This is a genomic window from Paraburkholderia sp. UCT31, assembly GCF_014397655.1.
Classification (GTDB): domain Bacteria; phylum Pseudomonadota; class Gammaproteobacteria; order Burkholderiales; family Burkholderiaceae; genus Paraburkholderia; species Paraburkholderia tuberum.
Genome location: NZ_VZQP01000063.1, coordinates 1 through 25,390, shown reverse-complemented (window position 1 = coordinate 25,390; position 25,390 = coordinate 1). Strand labels below are relative to the sequence as shown.

Annotated in this window: 26 protein-coding genes; 13 read left to right on the top strand and 13 right to left on the bottom strand. The window is 59.8% G+C overall.

Translation table 11 applies throughout. The features are described from left to right. Window positions 1-14 precede the first annotated feature (14 nt). The gene (gene serS, locus F6X40_RS35155; protein WP_187631035.1) at window positions 15-1,301 is read right to left on the bottom strand and encodes a serine--tRNA ligase; all 1,287 of its coding nucleotides are present in this window, start codon (window positions 1,299-1,301) and stop codon (window positions 15-17) included. Between the two features lie 215 nt (window positions 1,302-1,516). On the opposite strand from serS, the gene F6X40_RS35150 reads away from it, so the two are divergent. The 3 genes from F6X40_RS35150 (at window position 1,517) to F6X40_RS35140 (ending at window position 3,618) form a co-directional block, all read left to right on the top strand. Further along, the gene (locus F6X40_RS35150) at window positions 1,517-1,978 is read left to right on the top strand and encodes a hypothetical protein (protein WP_187631034.1); all 462 of its coding nucleotides are present in this window, start codon (window positions 1,517-1,519) and stop codon (window positions 1,976-1,978) included. Between the two features lie 34 nt (window positions 1,979-2,012). Next, window positions 2,013-2,447, top strand: coding sequence for a DUF1653 domain-containing protein (locus tag F6X40_RS35145; RefSeq protein WP_262421667.1), 435 nt, complete (start codon window positions 2,013-2,015; stop codon window positions 2,445-2,447). A gap of 178 nt (window positions 2,448-2,625) precedes the next feature. After that, entirely contained in the window at window positions 2,626-3,618 is a 993-nt protein-coding gene (locus tag F6X40_RS35140) for a hypothetical protein (protein ID WP_187631033.1), read from the top strand. A 217-nt stretch (window positions 3,619-3,835) separates the two neighbouring features. Here F6X40_RS35140 and F6X40_RS35135 read toward each other — a convergent pair whose 3' ends face one another. Next, the gene (locus F6X40_RS35135; protein WP_187631032.1) at window positions 3,836-4,558 is read right to left on the bottom strand and encodes a hypothetical protein; all 723 of its coding nucleotides are present in this window, start codon (window positions 4,556-4,558) and stop codon (window positions 3,836-3,838) included. 145 nt (window positions 4,559-4,703) lie between these two features. On the opposite strand from F6X40_RS35135, the gene F6X40_RS35130 reads away from it, so the two are divergent. Further along, window positions 4,704-6,104, top strand: coding sequence for a PhoH family protein (locus F6X40_RS35130; protein WP_187631031.1), 1,401 nt, complete (start codon window positions 4,704-4,706; stop codon window positions 6,102-6,104). Between the two features lie 150 nt (window positions 6,105-6,254). On the opposite strand, the gene F6X40_RS35125 is transcribed toward F6X40_RS35130, so the two are convergent. After that, window positions 6,255-6,683, bottom strand: coding sequence for a DUF1294 domain-containing protein (locus F6X40_RS35125; RefSeq protein ID WP_222946254.1), 429 nt, complete (start codon window positions 6,681-6,683; stop codon window positions 6,255-6,257). Between the two features lie 26 nt (window positions 6,684-6,709). Then, window positions 6,710-7,561: a 5'-3' exonuclease H3TH domain-containing protein gene (locus F6X40_RS35120; RefSeq protein WP_262421666.1), complete on the bottom strand. Its 852-nt coding sequence runs from the start codon at window positions 7,559-7,561 to the stop codon at window positions 6,710-6,712. Between the two features lie 237 nt (window positions 7,562-7,798). On the opposite strand from F6X40_RS35120, the gene F6X40_RS35115 reads away from it, so the two are divergent. After that, the gene (locus F6X40_RS35115) at window positions 7,799-8,047 is read left to right on the top strand and encodes a hypothetical protein (RefSeq protein ID WP_187631030.1); all 249 of its coding nucleotides are present in this window, start codon (window positions 7,799-7,801) and stop codon (window positions 8,045-8,047) included. 278 nt (window positions 8,048-8,325) lie between these two features. Here F6X40_RS35115 and F6X40_RS35110 read toward each other — a convergent pair whose 3' ends face one another. The 3 genes from F6X40_RS35110 to F6X40_RS35100 form a co-directional block, all read right to left on the bottom strand. Next, window positions 8,326-8,880 carry a DUF262 domain-containing protein gene (locus tag F6X40_RS35110; RefSeq protein ID WP_187631029.1) on the bottom strand — a complete coding sequence of 185 codons (555 nt, stop codon included), beginning with the start codon at window positions 8,878-8,880 and terminating at the stop codon, window positions 8,326-8,328. 90 nt (window positions 8,881-8,970) lie between these two features. Further along, a complete protein-coding gene (locus F6X40_RS35105) occupies window positions 8,971-9,735 on the bottom strand; it encodes a hypothetical protein (RefSeq protein WP_187631028.1) in 765 nt (254 codons plus the stop codon). 222 nt (window positions 9,736-9,957) lie between these two features. After that, on the bottom strand, window positions 9,958-10,551 hold the full coding sequence (locus F6X40_RS35100; protein ID WP_187631027.1) for an HAD family hydrolase: 594 nt from the start codon (window positions 10,549-10,551) through the stop codon (window positions 9,958-9,960). A 109-nt stretch (window positions 10,552-10,660) separates the two neighbouring features. Here F6X40_RS35100 and F6X40_RS35095 point away from each other — a divergent pair, with 109 nt between their 5' ends. Together F6X40_RS35095 and F6X40_RS35090 are read left to right on the top strand one after the other, a co-directional pair. After that, a complete protein-coding gene (locus F6X40_RS35095; RefSeq protein WP_187631026.1) occupies window positions 10,661-11,308 on the top strand; it encodes an ERCC4 domain-containing protein in 648 nt (215 codons plus the stop codon). A gap of 132 nt (window positions 11,309-11,440) precedes the next feature. Continuing rightward, entirely contained in the window at window positions 11,441-12,049 is a 609-nt protein-coding gene (locus F6X40_RS35090; RefSeq protein ID WP_187631025.1) for an FMN-dependent NADH-azoreductase, read from the top strand. Between the two features lie 79 nt (window positions 12,050-12,128). On the opposite strand, the gene F6X40_RS35085 is transcribed toward F6X40_RS35090, so the two are convergent. Next, window positions 12,129-12,890: a glyoxalase superfamily protein gene (locus F6X40_RS35085; protein ID WP_187631024.1), complete on the bottom strand. Its 762-nt coding sequence runs from the start codon at window positions 12,888-12,890 to the stop codon at window positions 12,129-12,131. Between the two features lie 807 nt (window positions 12,891-13,697). On the opposite strand from F6X40_RS35085, the gene F6X40_RS35080 reads away from it, so the two are divergent. Beyond that, window positions 13,698-14,363: a hypothetical protein gene (locus F6X40_RS35080; protein WP_187631023.1), complete on the top strand. Its 666-nt coding sequence runs from the start codon at window positions 13,698-13,700 to the stop codon at window positions 14,361-14,363. 51 nt (window positions 14,364-14,414) lie between these two features. Here F6X40_RS35080 and F6X40_RS35075 read toward each other — a convergent pair whose 3' ends face one another. Beyond that, complete coding sequence (locus tag F6X40_RS35075; RefSeq protein WP_187631022.1) at window positions 14,415-15,074, bottom strand: ATP-dependent Clp protease proteolytic subunit; 660 nt, start codon at window positions 15,072-15,074, stop codon at window positions 14,415-14,417. Between the two features lie 584 nt (window positions 15,075-15,658). On the opposite strand from F6X40_RS35075, the gene F6X40_RS35070 reads away from it, so the two are divergent. Together F6X40_RS35070 and trxB are read left to right on the top strand one after the other, a co-directional pair. Beyond that, window positions 15,659-15,895, top strand: coding sequence for a hypothetical protein (locus F6X40_RS35070; RefSeq protein WP_222946253.1), 237 nt, complete (start codon window positions 15,659-15,661; stop codon window positions 15,893-15,895). 143 nt (window positions 15,896-16,038) lie between these two features. Beyond that, window positions 16,039-17,022, top strand: a complete 984-nt coding sequence (gene trxB, locus F6X40_RS35065; RefSeq protein WP_187631051.1) for a thioredoxin-disulfide reductase — start codon at window positions 16,039-16,041, stop codon at window positions 17,020-17,022. A 99-nt stretch (window positions 17,023-17,121) separates the two neighbouring features. On the opposite strand, the gene F6X40_RS35060 is transcribed toward trxB, so the two are convergent. Beyond that, window positions 17,122-17,922, bottom strand: coding sequence for an exonuclease domain-containing protein (locus F6X40_RS35060; RefSeq protein ID WP_187631020.1), 801 nt, complete (start codon window positions 17,920-17,922; stop codon window positions 17,122-17,124). Between the two features lie 205 nt (window positions 17,923-18,127). Between F6X40_RS35060 and F6X40_RS35055 the strand changes: the two genes are divergently transcribed. Further along, window positions 18,128-18,670, top strand: coding sequence for a hypothetical protein (locus tag F6X40_RS35055; protein WP_187631019.1), 543 nt, complete (start codon window positions 18,128-18,130; stop codon window positions 18,668-18,670). A gap of 227 nt (window positions 18,671-18,897) precedes the next feature. Here F6X40_RS35055 and F6X40_RS35050 read toward each other — a convergent pair whose 3' ends face one another. Further along, complete coding sequence (locus F6X40_RS35050; RefSeq protein ID WP_187631018.1) at window positions 18,898-19,353, bottom strand: hypothetical protein; 456 nt, start codon at window positions 19,351-19,353, stop codon at window positions 18,898-18,900. A 118-nt stretch (window positions 19,354-19,471) separates the two neighbouring features. Further along, window positions 19,472-21,265 carry a type IV secretion system DNA-binding domain-containing protein gene (locus F6X40_RS35045; RefSeq protein WP_187631017.1) on the bottom strand — a complete coding sequence of 598 codons (1,794 nt, stop codon included), beginning with the start codon at window positions 21,263-21,265 and terminating at the stop codon, window positions 19,472-19,474. A 129-nt stretch (window positions 21,266-21,394) separates the two neighbouring features. Here F6X40_RS35045 and F6X40_RS35040 point away from each other — a divergent pair, with 129 nt between their 5' ends. After that, the gene (locus tag F6X40_RS35040; RefSeq protein WP_187631016.1) at window positions 21,395-23,020 is read left to right on the top strand and encodes a hypothetical protein; all 1,626 of its coding nucleotides are present in this window, start codon (window positions 21,395-21,397) and stop codon (window positions 23,018-23,020) included. 140 nt (window positions 23,021-23,160) lie between these two features. Continuing rightward, window positions 23,161-23,547, top strand: coding sequence for a hypothetical protein (locus tag F6X40_RS35035; RefSeq protein WP_187631015.1), 387 nt, complete (start codon window positions 23,161-23,163; stop codon window positions 23,545-23,547). A 358-nt stretch (window positions 23,548-23,905) separates the two neighbouring features. On the opposite strand, the gene F6X40_RS35030 is transcribed toward F6X40_RS35035, so the two are convergent. Then, window positions 23,906-24,877, bottom strand: coding sequence for a hypothetical protein (locus F6X40_RS35030; protein ID WP_187631014.1), 972 nt, complete (start codon window positions 24,875-24,877; stop codon window positions 23,906-23,908). Window positions 24,878-25,390 lie beyond the last annotated feature (513 nt).

Here is a 25,390-nt window from a genome sequence, read left to right as displayed (position 1 = left end):
GCGCTGCCCCGAACTTACGGCTTGATAGTTTCGATGCCGTTCATGTACGGGAGTAGCACCGAAGGGACGGCAATGGAGCCGTCTTCCTGCTGGCAATTTTCCATAACCGCCACGAGGGTCCGGCCAACAGCAAGGCCCGAGCCGTTCAAGGTATGGACCAGTTCAGGCTTGCTGCCCGCCCGACGGAAGCGCGCCGCCAGGCGGCGCGCCTGGAAGTCCTCGAAGTTCGAGCACGACGAGATTTCTCGATAGGCCCCTTGACCCGGCAACCACACCTCAAGGTCGTAGGTCATCGCTGCGGAGAAACCGACGTCACCGGCGCATAGCAGCACGGTGCGGTATGGAAGGTCCAGCAGCTGCAGAATCCGCTCTGCGTGGCCACGCAGCTCCTCCAGCGCGGCATACGAATGCTCAGGCATTACGATTTGCACGAGCTCGACCTTTTCGAACTGGTGCTGGCGAATAAGGCCGCGCGTGTCCCGGCCGGCGGCGCCCGCCTCGGAGCGAAAGCACGGCGTGTGGCAGACGAACTTCACCGGAACCGCGCGCTCATCGAGAATGACATCGCGCACGAGGTTGGTTACGGGCACTTCTGCCGTCGGGATGAGGTAATGGCGCGAGTCCGGGTCGCCGCCCTTGGCCACAGAGAACAGGTCCGTTTCGAACTTCGGCAGCTGACCCGTCCCGCGCATGCTTTCCGCGTTGACGAGGTAGGGCACGGCAACCTCGACGTAGCCGTGGTCACGCGTATGGACGTCCAGCATGAACTGGGTGAGGGCGCGGTGGAGCCGCGCAACTCCGCCTTTCATTACGGTAAATCTCGAACCGGAGAGCTTGGCACCAGCCTCAAAATCAAGGCCGCCAAGCGCTTCCCCTAGCGCGACATGGTCTTTGGGCTGGAACCCGAATGCGCGGGGCGTGCCCCAACGGCTCACCTCGACGTTATCCGCTTCCGACGCGCCCGCCGGTACCGACTGGTGCAGAACGTTAGGGGTGGCCTCTGCCAGCTCCTGAAACCGGGCCTGCACTTCTGTCAAGGCAGCTTCGTGCTCCTGCAGCTCGCCGTTGAGTGCGGTCGCTTCAGCCATCAATGCAGAGGCGTCGTGTCCATTCTTCTTCGCCAGACCGACCATCGACGCAAGGGTATTGCGGCGCGCTTTCAGGCTCTCCACAAGAGTCTGCACTTCCTTGCGCCATTCTTCCAGGCGCTCGAATTTATCGACAGGCAGAGCGTGGCCACGCATGGCGAGCGCCCGAGCTGTTTCGTCGAGGCGAGTGCGGAGCAGCAGGGGATTGAGCATGATAGATTCTGGAAAGAAGAGGGGAAGTGGTTGCCGCGTTACGCGGGAAGCTGATATTGTAAAGGCTTTACATTGTGCAAGCGCACGCGAATTTGGTAAAGCGAAATCTTTCTTCGCCGCCTGGCGGCGAGCGGTAGGCCTCGCACCCCGGCCGCTAGCCTCCCGCGCTAAACGCAGATGCTTCACGTGGTCTGGACCTCTCTACAAAATTCAGCATGAACTATGTCGTCGACACCACCACGTACGAGCCGATTAAAAGCGCTCCGGACTCGTCCGATGACGATTCCGGCGGGGACGACGACCAGCCTGCGGTCGTTGTAGTTGGCCCGAAAGATGATTGGGCGCAAATCAGCGCGCCCGGGATAGATACCCCGGCGGCCAGCACTTCGCCTGCGAGCTCGATTAGCCCTGGCAAACAGTGGACGGCCGCTGACTGGAACAACCCCGCCAACCCCGCTAGCCCATTCAGCCTTGAAAGCCTGAGCAAGGCCTCCCGGCTCTCCGGCGAACATGTGCATGCAGCGACGGAAGCACAGTCGGGCAAGCTGGACATCCACGCGCTCGACCATCAGTTAAAAACCGCTCTCGTTCAGGGTGCAGCCGGCGTGTCCATTCTTGTGGTGCTCATCGCGCTCACCATCACCGCTATCCGTCGAGCGATGCGCGGCAAAAAGTAGGCACGAGGGACGGCGATTGTGTAATTATTTGTAAATGTCAAGCACATCCGCCCGCGCGCGTCACGCGCATTCTAATCCCACAAAAGGACGACTCCCGATGTTTGTTTTAATTGAAAAAGATGCGGTATTCAGTGCACTCAGGATGCTAGGCGCGCTCGCGCATCAACCGATGTCAGCACAGCAGCGACAGGAACTTCAGGAGGCGACTGCGAAACTGAGCGAGGCTACGCAGCGCGCCGCCACCTCACCCACGCTCGAACAGGCGGCGGCCTGCGCCGGCATTCTCGGCGACGACGCGCTCGTGCCGGGCGCGCAGTATCAGCACTATAAGGGAGGAATTTACTCGCTTCTCACCAAAGCACGTTTCGAGGCGAACCTCGCGCCGGCAGTGGTCTACTACGACGGAAAAGCCCCTCCCTGGGTTCGTGACCAGGGCGAGTTTGTGGAACGATTCAAGCGCATCGATTAACGTCGCCCGCCGACCAGGCATCTGCCGACAACGGGGCATAGGACTCGCTACACCGGACGACCAACCCTATTCGACGCCTATGCCCGTCTTCCAATCTGAACTGCGAAAGCTCGTCTCAAGCCGGGACATCCTGCTGACGAAGAAACGGTTCCGCACGACTCTCACAACAATCTGTCCTATGGACGGCACGCTCGCTTTCGAGCGCTATGGATGGAGTGGCTTGTCCGGGAAGCTCTTTGACTTCTTCGGCTACTCGCGACCCGCGCGAATTTCTCCGCTCATTCAGCTTTATGGCGCGACCCGTGAGTTCTCGCGCGCGCTCGCCGAACGGCCAGCACTTGTCGAAGCGTTGAAGGTGGTGCTGAGCGCCCCTAATGTGTCGCTCGGGATGGAGAACATGACGCTTACGGCGTCTTTTCGAGGCAAACCCAAAACAGATGACCTGGCGGCTTTTGTCGAGGCATTCATGACGGTAGCCGAAGAGCTTCCGCACCTTGCCGCCCAGGAACCCCAAACTGACGGGGTGCCAGTCGAGACCGTCAAAAAGCGACTCGCTGTGACGCTGTATGGGGTTTTCCTCGCTTCCTACCTGTATGTGCGCGTGTGCAAGACAACGCTGCACGACTCCCTTGCGCTGCTTCCCATTGCACTGTTCGCGGCGGCGCCAGCCTTCCTTCTTTTCACCATCGTAGTGGGCCGTCTCTTACGCAGCCATCCCTCGGCGGCGCGCATTTTTCCGCAACTCCTTCCGTATCTGGCAGTAGCCGCCTATGGCGTGGCAACGGCAGGCGCATTCATCCTGAACGAGCGCGGTCTTGGCGCGCCCGAGATTTCGACCGTCGTGGTTGAGGGCACCCTGCACAACGCCTATCGCCCACGGACATATCAGTACTGGCTCCAGGCTGACCGACCGGTCCCTGTGTTTGCGCAGAACTGGACGCACTTTCCACTATCCATGTGGCATCGGTTTGCCCTGAAGCCACGGGGCGACAATCTGCCCGAACTTTACATGGTGACGGTAAACGCAGGGTTCCTAGGCCTTCCCTTTGTAGAAGACATTCGTTCAGCGAAGACTGCGGCGGAGGCCGGAAACGGAGGCGCGAATGCACGCTATGGTGTTTGGTCCGTGTCTGCTGGGGCGCCTCCGGCGAAAGCACCCGGCGGCTGGTGATAAGCAAGGGGCGCGTGTCGGTATGCGGTTCAGGCGGCCGCGCGCTCTCGACTCAAACCGCTGAAATTCATTTTCCATTCCTGTAAATAAGAATCCCCCGAACCAAAAATATGGTTGCGGGGGATTAGTGTTAATCAGCTTACTGTTTCACTTCCGGTTTTATGCGCAAGTGTGCGAGCTAACGCATTTACATCCTTCGTGGTTTATGCGGGTTACTTCAAAGCCGCTCGCAGTCCAATGCGGCGATTGTCGTCGTCGCACTTAGACCACCAAGAAGCCCTTCCACTTCCGAGGCCCAGTCCGAAAGGGACTTAGGCTCGGAGGCTATGCCGCAAGCAGGCATCTCTCCCCGCTCATGCCAGCGGCCATCTTTGACGACAGCCCACGGCAGGAGAATCTGCTCAACCTGCCTCGCAACGAACGAGTCCTCCGTGTCTGTCGGCAAAATACCGAACTCAAACTCGACGAGCTCCGGTGTCGTGCGGTCCTGCATGAGCAGAAACTGCACGTACTCCCATTCTTCTTTGCTTGCCTGTGCGCGGTCTGACTGCATTGCCTGCATGTCGATATCACCGAAGCGGCAAAAATCGACACGATTCGGACGGTCTTCGCCGCCGGTACGGGCTTTTGCACCAAGCACGCCGCGACAACCCGCCTTTACCCGGAAAAATCCCCGGTAACGGCCACCCACTTGATAAGCATCCCAGCGGGCCTTAGGGTTGTACCAGTCGACAACCGGTGCTTTCGCGATAGCTGCTGCCGGCATCAGACCGGACGCAGCTTCCGCCAGCGCACGCTCGTGGTGTGCCTGATTGGCAGGAACTGCCCCGAACACAAGAAACTGCTGCGGCACCCGCTCTGCGTCCATCGCATACGGCGCCATCACCTCTGGAAGACGCTCCAGCGGAGTGCCGACCACCAACGTCAAGAAATGGCTCATTAACTCTCTCCCTCAAAAAACATTGCCCTTACTCGGCGTATAGCGCGCCGCGCACGAGCCTGTGAATGCCTTGTCGAGCCGCAGGGGTAGCCAGCTAAACGGCTTTGCTACACGAGGAGTAACTACTTCTCAGGAGCGCGTGACCTTGGCTAGAACCGTTCGCAGCACCCCGAAATCCACAAAATCCCGTACCAACAAGGTTTTTGTCCTCGACACTAACGTCCCACTGCACGACCCCAAGTGCCTGTTCCGCTTTGAAGAGCATGACCTCTTCATTCCTTTTGTCACGCTCGAAGAGCTCGACAATCACAAGGTCGGTACGCAAGACATCAACCGCAACGCCCGTCAGGCAACGCGCGACCTCGAGGAAATCACCGCTCAGCCGGACGGCGACTTTGTAACCGGCTTTCCGCTGAACAAGTTCAACGGCCGCCATGCGACCGGGCGCCTGTTCATGCAGCACGAGCACATCGCGGACCTCGATATCGGCGGCGCAAAGAACGACAACCGCTTCCTCGCCGTCATGGCTTATCTGCGCGACAAGGGTCGTGACGCGGTGTTGGTCACCAAGGACCTGAACCTGAGGGTGAAGGCGAAGGCGCTCGGCTTCAAGGTCGAAGATTACAAGAACGACCTCGTCGTCGAAGATGCCGACATGCTCTACCGGGGCTATAGGGCCATCGCCGGCGACCAGGCCGAGTTCGGCGCGACCGTCCGGGCGTGCCGTAAGGAAGGCGCATCGACCATTTTTGAAATTCCACAGGTGCGCCTGGAACCGTACTTCCCGAACGAAATGCTGGTGCTGCCTGATTCGACGCTCGCCGTCGTGACGGAGCGGGACGACAGTTGCGCCACGATTGCCACCATCACCGACTACCAGAAGGAGAAGAACAGCGTCTTCGGCATCACCGCCCGCAACGACGAGCAGGCTTTCGCGCTGCACCTGCTGATGGACCCGGATGTGGACTTTGTGACGCTGCTCGGCCCGGCGGGTACCGGCAAGACGCTACTCACCCTCGCCGCTGCCCTCGAACAGGTCATCGAACGCAAGGAGTACTCCGACATCCTCTTCACGCGCGCGACCGTCCCGATGGGCGAGGACATTGGCTTCCTTCCCGGCTCGGAAGAAGAAAAAATGGCACCGTGGCTCGGCGCGCTCTACGACAACATCGAAGTGCTGGCTGGAACCCGGCAGGAGAGCAAGTGGCACGATTCGGTAACGCGTGAGCTCGTCATGCGTCACATCCAAATCAAGAGCACCTCGTTCATGCGCGGCCGCACGTTCCACTCGAAGTTCGTCATCCTCGACGAGGCTCAGAACCTGACGCCAAAACAGATGAAGAGCCTCATCACGCGCGCGGGTCCCGGCACCAAGATAGTGTGCCTTGGCAACCTCGCCCAGATTGACACTCCATACATTACGGAGCGCTCATCGGGGTTGGCGTATGCGGTTGAACGTTCGAAGGGCTGGGAGCACTTCGGCAATATCATCCTGACAAAGGGTGAGCGCAGCCGCCTGGCAAACTTTGCCAACGAAAACCTGTAGCACGACGGCACCTGCGACGCGCCCACACGGCGCGTCACACGGTGAGCAAACGCCGCCCGGGTGACCGGGTCCTACGTGGGGCGGGAGCATTGCCAAAAGGCAGGTAAAGAGTCTCACAAGCAACGGCCACCGAAGGTGGCCGTTGGTCTTTCAGTCGCCGATTTTCGAGCTGCCGACGCTCAGCGCCTCGAGGTGCATCGCAGGAAAATACGGGAACAACGCCGTTGCGTCCCCGAGCAGTCCTAGCACGATGACGAGGCCAAAGAAGGGTTTGAGCGTCTTATGCCGCACCAGATGTCGGGCAAGTGCCGCCCCCGGCGCGCCGCCGGCGAGCGATAGGGTGTGCAGAAGCGCCTCAGGCACCCGCCTTCGTCCACGTACGGCCTGCCGCTTGTCGTGCACATAGACCACGAAGGCGAGGGCGCTCAGCCCGAGCAGATAGAGCTTCAGCACGCTCAGCGGCGCGAGACCGGTGAGGATGAGGACCAGCAGTGCGAACACCGGTAGCATGGCGGTAGGGCTGAAAGAGCCGGCCGTCGGCTCGATTAAAAAAAGGCGAGGGATGGTATCCCTCGCCATGCGAATCAATCAACTACATAGCCCGTTCACGCTGGCGCGGTTGCAGCAGCCGGCATGCGCAGGTCGTTCCAGGATACCCCAAGACGTACATCCGTCTTCAGGGCCACCAACTGGCGCGCGAGTCGCACGTTGTCGAGGCTTGCACGCAGGTTGTCGCCCGTCTTTCCCTTGATGGATGCCGCGTTGGCGATAACTGCATCGAGGCTACCATGTTCCAGCAGCCACTTCGACGCCGTCTTCGGACCCACCAGCTTGACGCCGGGGATATCGTCGGTGTCGTCGCCAATCAGGGCGAGAAGGTCTGCGAGCAATGACGACGGCACAAAGAACTTGGCCGCTATCTTCGATTCGTCAAACCACGCGTCCGGGTCAGTCGCGTCCCGCACGAAGTGATTCCGAACCAGAGCCCCTCCGGCAATCAGCGTGTGGATGTCCTTGTCCGTCGTCAGGATGACCACCTTACCCCGGCGCGGACATGCAGACATCCAGCGGTCGAATGCAGTGCCGATAACGTCATCGGCTTCGACACCACTAATCGACAGCACTTTCAGCGAGAGCTGTGACTCCAGCTGCTCATAGAAGGCGGGCAGAGCATCCCGAAGGATTTGCGGCATTGGCTTGCGTTTCTCACGATACTTCTCGTACAGGTCGTGACGCCACGTCTGGCCGCCGTAGTCAAACGCGGCAAGCGCATGCGTCGGGCGGTGTTCGGTCAACGCACGGCGGAACGACCCAAGAGACGACCGCATGGCAGCTTCGACCTTATCGAGCGAATCCTCAGCGGGGTTTGCCTCATAGATGCGCCTGACCAGGTTTAACCCGTCAATGAGCAGCAGTACGTCATCGCCGACGGCTTCGTCGGAATTATGAATTGTCAAGATGGCCTCGGTTTTACAATGGACTGCCCTGTGTAGCGATTTTACCAAGGTGTAAAGGCAAAGGACAATAGGCGACCCGCTTACCTGCGAGCTCAGCCTGGCTTGACTTCCTGCGGCACCGGATTCCTATATTTTGCGTAACGTCGTTCAGCGAGGAACTAAAAGCCACGAAGGAAAGCAGGTGACCAATAATCGCGCCCCATTTTTCGGGCATTCACGCAAGAGGAAATTTGACGAATGAACGCAGACATCATCAAGGCAATCGAGGCAGCAAAAACGTTGCTTGGCAAACCCATCGTTATCCAGTCGGACGCTGATTTTACGCCGAAAGGCAAACGCCGAGTTCAATTGGTCCGCCATGCGCTTTCGGGTGAGAAGCGCCCGCTGCACATTCGTTGGTACGTTGGCTCCAAGGCGTACCGCACGATGCCGCTAACCAACGAAAACATCGCGCTTTCGAACCGCTGGAAGACTGCGGCCTCATAGCCGGGCCCGGCGCGGCTTCGCAATCGCAGCCACGTTCGCGGCGGCGCGGGCAGATGGAAGCCCAGCATTGATTGAATCGTGAGCCTCGGCTCACGATTTTTTTGGTCAAACGCGGCGGCGCAAAACGCAACGTCGAAGCGTAGGGGTGTCGGTGTACGCCACTCCCACCCACGAGCTCAAGCGGCGACTCAAAAGAAAGTCCCGGCGACGAAAACGTCGGACGGGACTTGAATCATACGAAGCAACGAGCCGTTATCGGCGTAGCAAACAGACGTCGCTCATTGACCTGCCGGCAGCTCTGCACGCTGGTCTGGCCGATGCGCCGTCCCTCCGAACGCCATCAGATTGTAGAGTTTGACGAGGTCCGCTTCCTTCCTGTGGGTGACCACCGTGAAGCCGAACTGCATCCGGTAAAAGCGGGCTTGCTCATCTTCGGTAAGCTCCGACCACTTGTACGAAACACCATCCTCACCGGGCACTGCGAATTCGTCACGCAGATACCGTTCGATGGCGCTCAAACGCTGCTGTCCATCGATAAGAAACCCGTTGAGTTCGGGCGCTTCGATGATGCTGTCGGTGTAGCAAAAGACGCCCAAATGGATGCCCGAATACACCGATTCGATGAACCGGACGCGCTGCTCAACCGTCCATTCCGTGTCGGGCCGTTGCCACGGCGGAATTACGAAGCCAAACACGCGCCGCAGGGACTTGTTCGGATTGCGGTGCGGACTGCGTTCCTCCGCCATGTTCGCGCCGATAATGAGGCTGTGTAGAGCGAACTGGCCGCCCTGGCCAAATGTGACGCGAGGCGGAACTCTCAATGCTGTCTTCATAAGAATATTTCCTTTGTTGTTTCGAGTTTACCTCAACCGTGTCTAGCGACAAGAAAACGGCCGCTCGAAAGCGGCCGTTAAATAAAGCTGTCAAAGGTAACCACCCGCGTAACCTCGAGTCGGGTCGCCATAGACATTGCGTAGTCCGCAGGTCTGCATCCAGGCCTGGATGGCCGTCGCTGAAGCGTTTGCGATGCCAACCTTCTGGGTCTCCTGGTCAAACCGCTTGAACATCACCGGCAAGCCAATCTGCGCGCCAGCTTCCTTGAGCTGTGGACAAAGGTTGTCCACCACAGCCACCTCTTCGTCATTGATGACCACTCGCGGAGCGGAATTCAACACCTTCTTGGCATATGCAATCTGTCCAAGGACGGTGTCAAGCGGAATCCGCTGCAGGTCAGCCTTCGCCTGCATGCGCCACCGGAGCAGCTCCTCGGGGTCGACGCCCGGACAACGACCTTGATATGCATGCGCCAGACAATGGTCCGCCGCAGCAATGAGCCGTTGCTCGTGTGTCACCTCGATTTCGAGCAGATTGAGAACCTGACCGAGGGAGGAACCTTCGAGGTATTCGGAGGGCGGCCGTCCGAAGCCGGGGTCGCCCGGTTTATGGTGGTCGATGACGACATCCGCCTTCATGCGCTGGATATCGCACTCAACAAACACCACCTTGCGGTTCGGGAGGATATGCCCTTGATACGAATCTGCACCGTACGCGTTATGCGAGCGCACGTTACGGCCATCACGCCCACCAATCTTCGCATGCGAAAACCAGAGCTTTTGCGAAGCGATAACCGCACGGATGGCCTGCATTTCGAAGTCAGGGGCTCCTAAAATAAAAAAATACTTGTCCATACTTCACACTCTTTGTTGACTGGTTTAACTGCCCTAGTGGTGGGTATAGGCAACGCGGCCCTAGCCGCAGACGGCGGGGCCGGTTCCGGTCCGCAGGCTCCAAACCTTCCGTGCATTGGATATGAGTGCCCTCCACGCCACTCTGGCGTGCGCCTTAGCGCGCGGGCAATGGACGAACGCCCGCGAATGAGGCGCCCGGGCCAGTCAGAAGGTGTTACGGCCTTATCGGCTAACCCAGAACCGGGCAAAGTCGAGCAGACTGCGATGCGTCGAGTGCGGCCACGCAGCGTCGGAGGTAGGTATTGGAGCGTCGAAGCGACCGTAGTCAATGAGCGCGCGGTGGACGGCACGGTCGAGCCCGGCGAAGTTATCCGGCAAGTCGTCAACGAGCGCTACCGCCCGGAGCCTCTCCAACGTTTCGAGTTTGGGGTTTTCCACGCCGTTGCGCTTGACCGCATACACATCCGACACGGGGAACCCGTGGGCCTCGAGGTTGCGTTTGCGCGCGTCAGCGAAACCGGGGTTCATCGACGTCACACACACGAGTTCGAAGCCAGCTGCCACCAGCAGGTGGCAGCCCTCTACCGCGCCATCGAGGGCAGGCATCGTACTCCAAGCGTCCTCCCCGAAGTGTGAATAGAAGTGCGCTTCCTGTTCCGCACTGGCCCACTCGATACCGAACGCTGTCGCTGCGTGATAGGCATCGGGCCGAACGAGCTTGAGTTCACCGCCGAACGCACGTCGCCATACGTCCGGGAAGGCCAGCCGGTAATCCAGCATCACTCCGTCGCCGTCCACTGCAATAAGACTGCTCACTGCCTTGCTCCTTCCGTTTCTGCACAAGGAGTCAAGCGAGCGATTTTGGACGGAAAGCACGCGGCTGCCTCGTGTACGATACGCGCATTACTACGGGAGGGACTGCAACATGCCGCACATCATTGTCGACCACCGTGAGTCTCGGTCAGCCGTAATTCAAGCCCTGCGCGCCGACCCGGCGGTGACCCTCGAGGTCAAGGAGCTGTCGTGCGGCGACTACCTCGTGCGGGAGGATGTCGCCATCGAGCGCAAGTCTGCGACCGACTTCGTGCTCAGCATTTTCGACCAGCGGCTATTTCAGCAGGTCGCCCGCCTGAAACAGGAGTTTGCACGACCCATTTTTGTGGTCGAAGGAGACGTGTTCAAGACCCGCTCCCAGATATCGCCGCAGTCGCTTCAGGGCGCGATTTCGTATCTGGTCGCGGTCGAAGGCGTGACGCTCTTGACCTATGACAGCCCGGCGCAGACGGCTGCATTAATCGCTACGATGGCGCGGCATCTTCAAGACGGCCTCGGATACGAGGTACCCACGCGCGCCGCCAAGCCGAAACTTGGGCCAGACACCGCGCAATTTCTCCTGGAGGGCCTCCCGGGTTGCGGCCCGAAAACGGCCAAGACCCTCGTCAGCACGTTCGGCTCGCCGCTCGCCGCGTTCAATGCGTCCGTTGAGGAGCTATGCAAGGTACCCGGCGTCGGGAAGAAGACGGCCGAGCGCTTTCGGGACGCGCTAACCTGGCGAGCCGCAACCGAGGCCTAATGCACCAGCCGCGCGCGGCGCAGGCCCTTGAAGCCGATTGTTGACTCTAGCGCGACAGTCTGTCGCCACGCAACTGCTCGTTTTCCTTCCTAGACGGAATATCAATTCCCTCAATCACTACAGGAAGGATTTATGCACAAAGTGCTGTTTGTAAACGGAAGCGTTCGTGGCGACCAGTCGGCATCTCACGGCTTGGCGAAACACCTCAAGCAAGTGATGACGGCTGCCGGCGCCGTTTCCATCAAAGAGCTGAACCTGGCCAAAATGCGGCTGCCGGTTCTGGACGGCGAACTTCTCGGTGCGTTCTTTGGCCAGCCCGAGACGCTCACACTGTCTCAGAAAGAGCGCCTCGCGACATCGGACCGACTCATCGACGAACTGTTCACCGCTGAGACGGTGGTCATCTCGGCCGGCATGTACAACTTCTCGGTGTCCGCAGAGCTGCGGACGTATATCGACCATATCTGCCGTGCGGGGCGCACGTTCCGTTACACAGCCAATGGCCCCGAAGGCCTCGTGAAGGGCAAGAAAGCCATTCTCGTCCTTTCGTCGGGCGGCGTGTACAGTGAAGGCCCTGCCGCCTCGATGGACTTCTTCAGCGGCTACCTGACGACGGTTCTAGGTTTCATCGGCATCACCGACGTCACCGTCGTTCGAGCGGAAGGTCTGGCTTTGGGAGAAGAGGTTGCGGCAAAGGCGCTGTCGGCGGCGCGCGACTCCCTCACGAAGCTTGCTGCTTAAGAAAGCGCAGTACCCCCTGACGCGCCCAACCCGCGCACGAAGGAAAAGCCCTCCCAGACAAAATCCGGGAGGGCTTCAATCATTTACTACGTCGTTTCGAAGTTGCCTGAGCCACCAGCTCTTCGAAAATCGCCTCATACGTGTCGCTTTCGATTGCGTCAAAGAGCGCGTCACTCAACGTACCGGGCGCAGTGAGCGCACCCTGCAGTTCCCGCGATATCTTTTTGCGACCTGTCGTAACCTCAAGCGTCACGGACACGCTATGTCGGCGCGATTCATCGGCATGGTCCGGCTCATCCCGGTCGAGCATCAGGCAGTACTTCGCCTTTTCATCCTCCCAGGTAGCACTTTTGGTCAAGTCGTGCATATCGCCCTCGACATTGATATCACTGATGCACTCGACGGCGTCCGAGTCGCCCAGGTAAAAATCGCTTGCGCGTCGATAGTTCCCCTCGTCCTCCGAAAACCGGCCCTTCTCGTACGCCTCTCGACCCGCGCTACGCATCAGCTGACGAGCATGCTCCAGGTCCTCCGCCCACACTCCGACGGACCCAGACATCGTCGTATCGACGGTGACACAGCCCACGAAAAGGCGCAGTCCTTCCTTGTCGTCACACGGCACGAAATACGGGCCGTCTTCTTCATCAAGCTGTTCGTCCGGAACCTCGACGGGCGCTACGGTCGGCTTTGCTACGGCCGCGCTGCAGTGCTGCCAGCTTTTGAAGCCTTGCAGCTTCGCAACGTACTCGAGGCTGTCCTGCAGTGAAACGGTTACGCCGCGTTCAGCGAAAATTGCACGCAGGGTTTCTGCCTGAGCTTTGGGATGCGGAATGTGATGCATGTGATGTCCTAAGAAATTAGCGCAAAGGCGCATGGAAGTGGCTAGAGTCGTCTCGTTGTCTGCCGGCGCCTTTGCTCATGAGAGAAGGGCAACACGGTGTATGTCCTACAAATCTCCTGCTTTCGCCATGCCGTCAGAGACGGCGAGACGGGCGTAACGAGGCAGCAAGCAAGCCCCTTGTCCATATAGCCACCGTAAGCGCCATCGCAGCAGCGCGCCGCCCTCCCTGTGATGGCCCGCGAGATAGACAGTCACTTCCGCAGCGTTCAACGCCCGCACGGGAGTCTGCGTCAAGGATTTTATTTACCTTTTTATACGCATAGACGCCTTTACAGATGCTATCCGAATCCTTAACATTTCGAACATCAACAGTGCGCCACCGTACTGACCCGAATCCCCCTTAACTCAAGGCGTATCCATGGTCCAGGTAGTGACATTCCCCTCAGTTCACTTCGTCAAAAAGCACTTCCATCGTTCCGCAGCTTCAGCGGGCGGCGCCCTTCTGGCCGCAGGCCTGTGTATCCTTTGCGCGCACCCCGGCACAGCAATAGTCTGCGTAGTGGCGGCAGTCTTTTTTCTCACTCGAGCTGTCGACGCGCGGGACGCTACCCGACTTCATCGGACCGATGCACGGTAAGACAAGCGTTGTCGCGCGGCTACCCCGGAATCTTAGGCTGAAGTAACTGTCGGACTCGCCCTCCAAAAACACTCAGGCGAGGCCTCATTCGTGGCTATACAGGTATCCTCCCCGAACAAGGCCTTACCGTGTTATATCGCCGATGCGCTCTCGCAATCGCGCTGGCTACGATGGTCGCCGCGCCTCTCGCAGCTCAGGCTCCGGCCGCCTACGTTTTTCGAGTTCCATTTAAGGGGCTGCAAGGCGCTTCGGTTGCAAAAACTTCCACTGCCAATGGACCAACCCTGATTGGCGACGGCGTGTCGACGCAAGGGGCCTGTGCGTATGGAGGTATCACCGGTTGTGCGACGTTCAACCCGGCTGACGCAGACCCCGCTGTTACTCTTTCGAACGGCAACCTTACCGAGTCGTCGTCCGCCGGGACCCCGCGTTCGGTCCGCACCACCGTATCGGAAAGTAGCGGAAAATGGTATTGGGAAGAAACATCCACTGGCCCCAACACCTATTCAGGCGTCGGCACTTCCGCCGAACCGTTATCAGACCATCCGGGGTTCGACAACTATGGCTGGGGATATATGACTTACCTCGGCCGGTTCTATCACAACGGGAACGGCCCCAACGGAACGGGGGGTGCAACCGGCAAGAGTCGTCGTTTCATGCTCGACCTCGATGCGGGCACGCTACTCGTGTACGAGGGGAACTCAAAGCTCTTTACGACCACCGGTGTCACCGGCGCCATTTTCCCGATAGCAAGCGGCGGAACCGCGACCCACAACTACGGGCAAAGCGCATTCGCATACCCAGTTCCGGCGGGCTATCACGCCGGGTTCTGGTGATGCGTGGCGTCTAGGCGGGAACACCCGCCCTCAGTAACGCCGAATGACCAGCTAGGCGCGCGCGTTCTTCCCCGCGCGTGCCTGCCTTTTTCCCGCCTTGATGCTTTTGCGATGCTCCTCGACGAGCACGAGCCGGCGACGGATATCTTCGGCGTCAATCCATATGTCCTTCCCGTCGCAGATGGAAGTGATTTCAGCGTCCGTAAGAAACGGCGAGCACAGGTCTTTCATCAACCGGGCGAACCACGTAGTGGCCATCATGATTTCAGCCTTCTGCTCGTTTCCCTTGCCCCCGAGCGGCTCCGATGAGTAATCGTGGAACATGAGCAGGCTGTGGTCAGCCACGGTAGCAGAATGGCAGGCGCAAAAGAGCAGGGCAGCCATCGAGTAGCCAAAGCCTTCGAGATGCACCGTGACATCGGCGGCACACTTCCTGATTCCATTCACTATCTGGAGTCCGGTTCCGACGTCGCCCCCTGGACAGTTGAGGTAGATGTTCACTTCGTCGTCCTCTTCGGCCGTCCGCAGCGTGTGCAACAGGTCGACGTACTTTTCCGGCGAGTCAATCATCTCGGAGAGGTAGATAGAAAAGCGGCGAGTTGAAACAGATTCCTCGATGATACGAAACGGCGGGCGGTCGGTGTTCCCCTCTTCGTAATCGGTTCCCTCGGTGTCGGCGCTGAGGCGGCGTTTGGTCGGACGGCTGCTCATTCCAAGCTCCTTCGATGTATCCAGAGTCTATCGAACCGTTTTAGCTAATCCTTCGACTTTTCAATGTAAAGGCTGACCGGAATTTCTCTTGACAAATCTGAGCGCCTCCCTTTACTATACGCTTCGTTGCTGGCGCGCATGCTGCGCGCTGGCTACAACCTGACGTGTGGCCAGAAGCATCCGCCTGACCCCGAGTATCGTCGAACCCTAACCAGCGACCGTCCGCTCTTTTGCAGACGTGTAACTCACTTGGGAAACGGTACACGCCCGATGGCGGCGAGTAGTCCACACGGCGCACCCCGGGCGCTTGACAAATTCGGTTGGCGTCAGACGCACGTTACGCGACAGATGGTGAGCGAGTGACCCAAATCTGCTGACTTGCCGGGGAACAGTACCGGCCTCGAATTCCTTAGCGCGCCGTCCGGCACCCTCCGCCGCGCATCGCGTGCGATAACGGTAAGCGGCCGCCCGCCGAGGTCAGAAAATCAAGGCGCTGTCAGGACCTGCCCGACGCCAGCGGCAGGGTTGTCGAAGGTCCAAAATCCGCTGACTTGCATATACCTCTTCGAAAACAAAGACCCGTCATGGACATCCCTTTCGTTCGCATCCGCTTTGTCGTCTGGATGGCCGGTACGTTCTTCGCGGCCTGCGCGGCGCTGTTTGAAAAACCGCTCGCGGGCTACCTCGTCGGTTTTCTGCTGGTGACTGTGATTTTCATGCCCGTCGCGCTGGCGCTTCTCGCTGCCAAGCCGAAGGAGGTGCCTGCCGCTCCGCGCGGCCGTGTCGTCGAGTTCGGCGCAAATTCAAGTCAAAAAATCTGAGTCGCGGCCCGATACATCCCGACGGACGACGTGGACCCCGGCGGCACCGCAGGATTGCTTCGTCGAAGTGGCCCCGCTGGGACAAGGATGAATAGGTTTCGGCCGGGTGGCCGCTATACCTTATTTCACCTCCATCGAAGCTCCTGATGACCTCACGCCACGCACCCGTTATCGTTCTCGGCTCCGGCCCCGCTGGTTACACTGCTGCCGTTTATGCGGCGCGCGCCAACCTCTCCCCGCTTCTGATTACCGGCCTCGAGCAGGGCGGTCAACTGATGACCACCACCGATGTCGAAAACTGGCCCGGAGACCCCTTGGGCGTCCAGGGACCAGACCTGATGCAACGGATGCTCGAGCACGCTCAGCGTTTTGAGGCATCGATTGTGTTTGACCACATCCACACCTCGCATTTGGGCGAACGGCCCATCCGACTCGTGGGCGACAGCGGTGAGTACACCTGCGACGCGCTGATTATCGCCACCGGCGCATCAGCCCGATACCTGGGTCTTCCCTCCGAGGAACACAATAAAGGGAAGGGCGTATCTGCATGCGCGACCTGCGATGGCTTCTTCTACCGGGGCAAGAACGTGGCGGTCATTGGCGGCGGCAACACCGCAGTGGAAGAAGCGCTGTACCTTACTAACATTGCCCGGCACGTAACCCTTGTGCACCGTCGCGGCAGTCTGCGTGCCGAGCCGATACTCGTCGACCGCCTGCTCGCGAAGCAAAAAGAAGGGCGCGTCAATATCCTCTGGCATCACGAAGTTGACGAAGTTCTTGCCGACGAAAAGGGAGTAACCGGTTTGCGCCTGCGCTCAAGTGGCAGCGAGTCGCTCCTCGATATCGCCGTGGATGGCGTTTTTGTCGCGATTGGTCACAGCCCCAATACCGACATCTTCGCCGGCCAGCTGGAAACGCGCGACGGATACATCGTCACGAAGCCGGGTGTGCATGGGAACGTGACCGCAACGAGTAGGGAGGGCGTTTTCGCGGCTGGCGACGTGCAGGATTCAGTCTACCGGCAAGCAATTACTAGCGCCGGCTCCGGTTGTATGGCCGCGCTTGACGCGCAGCGGTATCTTGAAGGTCAGGTCGATGTCGAATCCACGCCGGGTGTGGCCCGCTGAGCCACCGTTGTCTTGCTGATACCAGGCGGTCCTCCCGACTGCAGAGGCTTCCAAATAGACCTGCACCAAAAAGAACAGCCCGCAGAGCGGGCTGTCAAATCAAACGTCAGTTACGTTGAAAGCAAAGATGCTGCCTTCATAGCGCGGCACCAGCTGCTCGATGACCTCCTGCGTCAGGTTCTCGCGCGCGAGCTTCTCCCAGTCTATCTTCGCTACCTTGTCGACCGAGATGACAAAACCAGGGCCATCGACCGGTTCAGCCCCCGGCATAATCGCCGCGAGCTTGCCCTGGAGCGCCTTTCTACGCTCGGCTAGAACCCGGCTTTCCCGATGTACCTGAGCATAGGCTAGCGCGGTCTCCGAGAGCTCACGGTTAGTCCAGAGTGCCTTTTTCAGCTTCGGATAGGCCTGCCCAAGAAGCTGGCAGTCCACCAGCGCGCCGTGTGTCGTACGCGCCGAGCGGTCCACCCCCAACCGGTCGCACAATGCGTCGAGGGTTGCTCGCTCTCCGGGAAATGCCTTCCGGGATAGCGCTAACGTATCCTCCACGTTTGCAACGTAGTGCTCGATGGATTTCAGCCCGCATCGATGCAACTCTGCGTCCAGCATCCGAACGTCGAAGGGCGCGTTGTGAAAGATAAGCGTTGCGCCCGACAGGAACGTGAGCAGCGTCTCCACAAACGTTTCAAACCGAGGCGCGTTGCGAAGCATCGCGTCTGTCAGCCCATTGACCCGTGTGGCCTCCGGCGACATCGGCATGCACGGGTTGACCCGCGTATGGAAACACTCATTCTCGGGCAGCACTCCCAACTTACGGTCGATTTCCAGAAACGCTACTTCTGCGATGCGGTCTTGAGCAAACCGCCCCGTGGTTTCCGTGTCGCCAACGATATAACGCATACGATATCCTCCTAAACTGTCGCCAGTTGTGAGCCGGCGACGATTCAACAAAAAACAACTCTCAAAGGTGTAGCGAACGGGGCGCCGGCGTCGACGCGGCCCCTTCCGAGAGACCAGCAAGTGGAGCGAAGGGCGAATTGTGTCCTGCGGGCTTTGTAAAGCCTCGGGTGGTACAATCGGCCTTTCCACGGCTTTTCAAAAATCAATGAAAATGACGTCCTCGGCTCCAGTCGGCACCGTTCCTCCCCTCGCGAGTATCGCTGCGCGGTTCACGTCCGTTGGCGATGCGCGCCGGCGCGTGCTCTATATCGGTCGCGGTACGTGCGACCCTGAACGGGAGCTCGCCAGGTCTGGGGCTGTCATTTTCAGCCTCCGCGCAACCTATGAAGAAGCGAGTCGGGTGTCGGCTGCCGGATTCACCACGTATGTGGGCTTGCCCGGACACATTCCTTATCAGGACCAGTATTTCCACGACGTCGTGATGCTAGATGGGCTGGTTCGCGAGATGGGCTTGCTGCCTGAAGTCCTTCGTGTGCTGGTTGAGGGCGGGGCGGTGCACGGCCTCAAGGAAACACTGGAGGGCGAGGAGAGTAATTTGATTTCCGTGGCTGACGTCCTCGGCACTCCGGGATTCGAGGAAGGCCCGACAAAACGCAAACGAGACGCGAGAGACAGCAACGTCTGGACTGCTTTGCGCCACCGGGCACCGGCACCGGCGGGCGCCACAGGCAGCCGTTCCCGGCCGTAGCCACGATTCCGGCCGCAGCCTTGTCCCGCCGCCGGTGCCGCTCCGGGTAAGAGCGTGGTGCTCGTCGCGCGGGAGCCGACTACTAACTGCCGCCTGCGACTTCGACGCGACTGCCGTGCGGACGACTGACTCACGTCGAGACGGAGCCGAGTAAGCGAGTCTCGCCGGCCCACAAAAAAGAAGCGACTCCGGAAAGGAGTCGCTGAATCAGGCTGGAGTTCGCCCGGTCAGTCCACGAAGGGGGCTTGCGGATTGCAAAACTCGCAGTCATCAACTACATCGCACGGAACTGCGACTTCGTGACCCACTAACCATTCACGCAGCCGGTAGGCAGCGCGGATGAATTTCGCTGGAAGGAAGGGCAGCCTGTCCTTGAGGGTGCAGTGAAAGTCGCCATAGATTTCCTCGTCGAGAAGAGCCGCATAGCTCTCAAGCAACGGGAATGTATCCGGGCAGATGCGGCCCGGTGCAATCTTTTTCTCGACAAAGCGCGAGAAATTCGCTGCCGCGTGAGGTGCGCAGTCCATGCAGGGGAGAAAGCCGGTTCCCCGCCACGGCTGCTCCTCGGTCCGGTACTTCTCCTTCGTTTCAGCGCAAAAATCGGCCTGGAAGGCCTTTACGCAGCACGAGGGAAAACCGAGGTAAGAACCCATTGCGTCGAAATGCAGAGCTTCAGCGTTCATGGCGTTTCAAATTTTGAGTTGACCTGAACTGTCTAGCTAAAAAAAGACCCGCCGCGAATGTCCCAAAAGAAAAGCCCCGGACTGCTCGTTCCGGGGCTTCTAGACTGCTGCTATTCGGCTACTCGTCGTCGGCGTCTACTTCGCGGCGAGTATCCCTGGAAGGCTCGCGCGCGACGAGGACCACGCTCTTAACGGGCGGGCGCACCGGCGGCGGAGTTTGAGGTTGAACCTGCACCTGCGGGCGGCTGACTTGGGGTGCAGCCGGAGTCGTCGCCAAGGGGGCAACGGGTGCGGCGGCAGGGGCCGGCGCCGGCGCTGCTTCCTGAGGCTTCGGCGGCACCTTTAGCTTAATCATCGGGCGCGCACGGAAGTCGCGCAGGGCGTATGACTCCGCGACCTTATCACGCTTCTCAGGAAAGTCGAGCGCAACCTTTACGAGGTCATACTGACCCGGCAGTTTCAGGAAGCCGTGCAGGTTCGGCAGGCTCTGCAGTTCCGACGGCAGCACCACGCGCTGAAGCGACTTCTGGGAATTCCACGACTTCGACGCACCCGAGTCCGAGTTGCTCTGCCCCTCGGCCTTGCGCGTCACTTCGGCCTCACCCAGGTACTTGCTCATGTACTCGGCGGTGTCGGTATCGATACAGCGCAGCACCAGCCAGGTCGAAAGACACGAGAGAATCGTCTGCGCGGTGTTCTCGCCATAGCGCTCGCGAAGCTGCGCGATACTCTGCAAGCCAATCAGCAGACACCCGCCCATCTTTCGCGCCTTCGTCGCAATTGCTTCGATGGACTGCACGCGGCCGATGGAAGCGAACTCGTCAATAATCAACCAGATGCGCCGGTCTTTGTCGGCCGGCAACGACAGGATGGTGCGCGAAGCTACGTCCAACACGCAAGAAATCAGGTTGCGCAGCGAGTCGAGCTGGTCATCGCGGTAGGTCAGGAAGAGGAAACCTTTGTTCTGGCTGCGGATGAACTTGCCTACCGAGAACGTGCATTCGCCTTCGCTCAGGTAGTTGTAGCAGGACATGTAGTTGCTCGCAATCGTACGGATAGAGCCGAACGTGCGCTCCGACGCGAGCTGGGCGGAGGCGGCCGTGCCGGCCAGCACCGTTTCGAGCTCAGAAATCGGAGCGGCCTGAACGAGATACAACAGGTCCTTGATGCTGTTTTTGCCCATCTCGGCAAGACGCTGCAAACAGGCCGTCAGGAACGTCTGCGCGTAGCTGTTCCACTCCTTCGAGTCACCGGTGCCATTGGGGATAATCGACTTGGCGAGTGCTTCCGCGTCCCATGGACCCTCAAGTTCGCAGGTCGGACTCCAGTCGATGCAGCGGTCGTCAAACGGATTGAGGATGGCGTCCGTTTCATCGTTGTAGTAGCGCGTCAGGAACTCGCCGCCCGAGTCAACGATGAGCGCCGTGTCGCCGCGCGCGCGAATCGCATCAAGCAGGTTCGTTATGCCCACTGACTTACCGGAACCCGTCGCGCCGCAGTAGAGCAGGTGATATGGCTCTGCGTCACGCGGAAGCGGAACCTGTCCGAACTTGATGGACGTCTCCGAACCGCTTTTCTGAATCTGGCGCTTCAACTTGCCCGCGTCGCCGAGCTTCGCGCCGCGCTCAAACTGCTCATCTTTCTGCCGCGCGCTGAGCACGATATCGATGGCGGGAAGGAGGGCAAGGCCAGCCGCCAGCGCAAATAGCGCCTGCTTAATGTCCTCCGCCTGGGATAGCACCTTAAGCGTCACACCAACCAGGACGATTGCGACGCCGTAAAGGCCGAATTCACAGACTTTCTTGAGCACCGGAAACCAGGTGCCCCAGCGGGACGCCAGCTTCTTCCATCCAAGGAAGAGGGAATAGATAGCCAGACCGACGCCGGCCGCGTGTATCAGGTCAAGGGACATGCAGGAAGGTTCTCGTTAAACGTGTCTTGAGAGTAGCGACGCGTTCTATGCGAAGGCCTTCGAGCCCCGCCGGCGCGCGGTAGCGGCCCTTCGCGCTATACCCAGGACTATCCGCATCCCAGGAAGCACATGACCACGAAAACGACTGAGCCGGACTTCGTCGTAATCGACCCGATGTACGACTTCATCTTCGATGACGCAGCCCGCACGGACTCCCCGAACCCGGAAGGCGCTGTCGACGCCGAAACGTTGACTCAGGCCGTGCCGCTCGAGCAGCGGGAGATGGTCGCGCCTGAATGGGTGGTCAATCAGGCCGAAGGGGGACAAGCACCCGCCAAAAACACCCCAGGCAGCGAACTCGCCGCCGAGGCGGGCGGACCGTTGGACGCAACCGAAGCGGGCAAGCAGCAGGACGATGGTCACCGCAGCGACGACTCCGAGCACGGGGTATCGGACAAGGACCTGACGGAGGACAACTCCGAGCACGGCGACAACATAGGCCCACAGCCCGAGGTTGAACCCGAGCAGGGAGCAACCGCCGAGAAGAAGGAACAGCCGCGCGCGACCGGTCTTCCCAAGCTACCGTTTCTCCGGGGCGGAAAGAAAAAGTCTTCGTCGCCCGACATGGACGACGACTATCAAACGCTCCTAGCGGAGATGGACGACGAGAAAAAGCAGGAGAAGGACAAGCTCTTGCCAGAACTATTCGCGCCGCGCAACGAGCCGAGTGCAAACAGCATGAACGTCGCGGTCGGGGCGGCCGCCGCATCCGTCGCTCTACGGCAGGGCGCCAATCCTACAAACCCGAATATGGCACCCGGCGCCCGGCACCACGACCACGGTACAGCGCGCGCCTCCGGACTGTCAGCAACGGGCGTCTCAGTCGCCGGCCCGGGCGCGACTGCCCGTGTTGCTCAGCCGGCGGCGCGGTCTGACGCGAAGCATCTTGACCACCGCAATCACTCCGTGGCCGGCGGCCCGAGAGCCGAGACGCACAAGCACGCTCCGCCGAGCACGCCGCCTCTGCGTTACAAACGGCATGACGCGCCAGCCTCTAAGGTTCAGCCCCATCCGACCGCGAAGCCGGGACCCGTCGCGGCCACTCGCCGCGCGGAGAACCCCCACAGTGCCGAAACCAGGAACGAGCGGGACCTTCGCCACGCAATCGCCGACCACATGAACAAGGGCGGTTTCGCCAACGAAGCGAAGCAGGCGGACGCTATCGCTCGAATGGTCTCCCAGAAGGTCGACGAAGGCTACGGACACGCTGGCGCATCGCTTCATCTGCACAAGACTGGCGACGCGCTTGCGACGCTCGAGCCAGCGGAGAAGGCCGCCGGCAAGGGAACGCTGCGCACGAGCATGGAGACTCTTGCTTACGTACGAGACAATGGCATGCCCCGTAACGCCGTGCAGTCACTGCGCGAGGGTCAAGGCGAGCGGAGCGCGGGCGCGAGCGACCTGCAGGTCATCGAAAAGGCCGGGGTCGAGCAAACAAAGATGATAGAGCAGCGGTTTCGCGCACCGGCCCAGCGGCCGGACCAGGCTGAGGCCAACCCCGCGCCACTGGAGCGGGCAGGACGCGAAGCACCCGACGCTTTCACTTCGCGCGGGAAAACCGGCGACCGAAGCACGGGCACACCCGAGCGCGCCGCCGAGAGAGTCGCTGAGAGCAAGGGGCCGGCAAGAGCAGTCGAAGCAGCAGCGAGTCACGAGATTCGCACCGCTTCGCGCGACACGGGCATGGAGCGGTAGCCGGTGCGCTCAGCACAGTCCTGCACAAAATCCCTCACCTTGCCCGGTACTATCCGGCGTCGATACCCGCCGACTCCCGGTTGCTACACAAAGGGTGCAGTTTAACTTTTTGTGCCCTACCGGGGCTTTGAGAGGCCAACATGGAACAGCTGGTGATGATGAAGGAAGATGTCTGTTTGCTGACTCGCGATGAACTGGATGCTCGCCGCGTCCTGAGCAACTTCGACGACGAGACCGCGCGTCTGGTCGCAGGAGAGCCGATTTATCGCCAGGTGAGCATCGACACAAACGGCGACGTCATTCACGTTCACCTGAAGACGGTCGATGAAACGGCTGTGACGCAGGGTGTCTGGTCGGAAGGTCGTGACCCGGCTGACTACACGATATTGTTGGAAGATGTGCGCGACGTGGACGGCATTCGCTGGCGTCTGCGCGAAGAGAAGGTTGCTGTGTCGGCTGTCGTTCTTCGCATGCTGGAACGCCTGAAGGACAACATGCGCATGTTCCGCACCGTGCTCGCAGCTTAAACTCCGCTGCAACGACGATGATTCAAAAGCTCCGCTGGATTCATTTCCACGGAGCTTTTTCTTCTCTGCAGCCGCGCGCGCAGCCGGCGCCTAACCCTCCTCAGCCTTCATCGCGATAGGGCACGAACTCGATGTCGTTGTCCTCGCCGTTGTACTGCCAATATCCGGTCGAATTAGACCCGGCAGGTTTTACGAACAGCTTTGTTGGAACGGGTCGGTGCCGCGCCGGGCGTTGAACGTTTCATCCGTCAGCCGCAATGAATTCGCCAGTGTGCTGCTGCCGGCTCTGGCGTATTACGCCGTGGAGGGCGGACTCGTCGTGCAAACGGAATTTCCGGATGCCAGGAGATGCGCGTGGTCATTCCAGGTTGCTCGCTTCGTCGCTCGGGCACGGTGCGCGCGCATCCTCAATGTCGAGGAAAGGACTCAGGTGCGCAAAAGCTTCCACCAGTTCTTCCCGATGTTCCGCCAGCTCTGCCGGAACAACAACGCGAACCTCCATCAGGCGCGAGCATCCCGAGCGCTCTTTCTCCCTTATCTTTGCCTTGATTTCGTCGAGGTTGAATTTCCCGTCGAGGAAGGCGAGCGGCTTCACGATTGCACATCCCGTGCGTTCCTCATTCACCGCAGAGAGACCACTACCAAAGCGGCTGCAACGCATCCAGCCTTTTTCAGGTGCGGTGCCTGTGGCATTGATGATGAGCCCCGTTTCCTCGTGCCAAAATTCGACGCGAGACGTAAATGTCTCCGAGTTGTACCATCGCAGAGAGATAACCTTGGCGTCTTCGGGCAGTTTCTTCGCGACGCGTGTTTGCATTAGCTCGTCCATGACCCACCGGTTGCTCTGGTACTCACGCAAGCTGTCGAGGTCGCAACTGGCGTCCAACCAATCGGCGACATACACGGCGTATACGACGACTATCAGAAGCCACAGCGCGCCAACAACCCACGCTACCGCCGTGGGGAACCAAGCCAACTGCCCGGTGGCGGGCGCGAGCGCCCACGAGAACAGCTGCACGCAGTAAAGCAGCGCCATGACAGCGCTCGCCACCAGCAATAGCTTGAGGCCCGGCAGCAGGCGCTCCCGCACGCGTAAGAGGGTATCCCTGTGTTCCGGTGTTGGAAGCAGCCGGCCCAGAGTAAAAGCACTGTAAAACCGGGCGCTCAGGTACCCGAGCGTTGTGACCAGCATGCCAATCGCGGGCACACTGAACATCACCGAGTCGAGCAGCAGCGGGGCAGCGCCAAACCGAGTCAACGCCTCGTTCGCAAAATGGAGAAGCGCTAAAACAAGCGATTCAATCTGCGCCATCAGCTGCGAGTACAGCACGTGCTCGTGGAGCGCTGGATACAGAGCGGCGGTAAGGCACCCAATCAGGCCAAGCGCAATGTACGAGGGTGTCTTCGGCACAGCGATGATGTCGGGAACTGATTGACCAGCTCTGGGCATGGCAATGACCTCTAAAGGGAGAACGCGTCTCGAGCGGGAGCAGGACGTTTATTTGTTAAGTTTGTGCCAGCCGCGCACAGACTTTACATTTCATATTAACAAATCCCCACCAACAAGACAAATTCCACCCCGTGTTCCTCGCCATCACCCGGGCATATTGAAGCGGGGCGGGCGCCTTGCGGTATTCATCTCAAGATGCGGCTTTCTCGGGTTTCGCACGCTCACTGCATGGTGAACGACACATAGCCGATTCCGCTGTTCCACGAGACGTTCATATTTGGGCTCAAAGCAGTGGACGCGACATAGGAGCCACCGCCACCTCCCGCGTAGCCCGAGTAATAGCCGCTTGCACCCTGGCTCTTATACACATCTGACGCTGCCGACGAAGGCCTA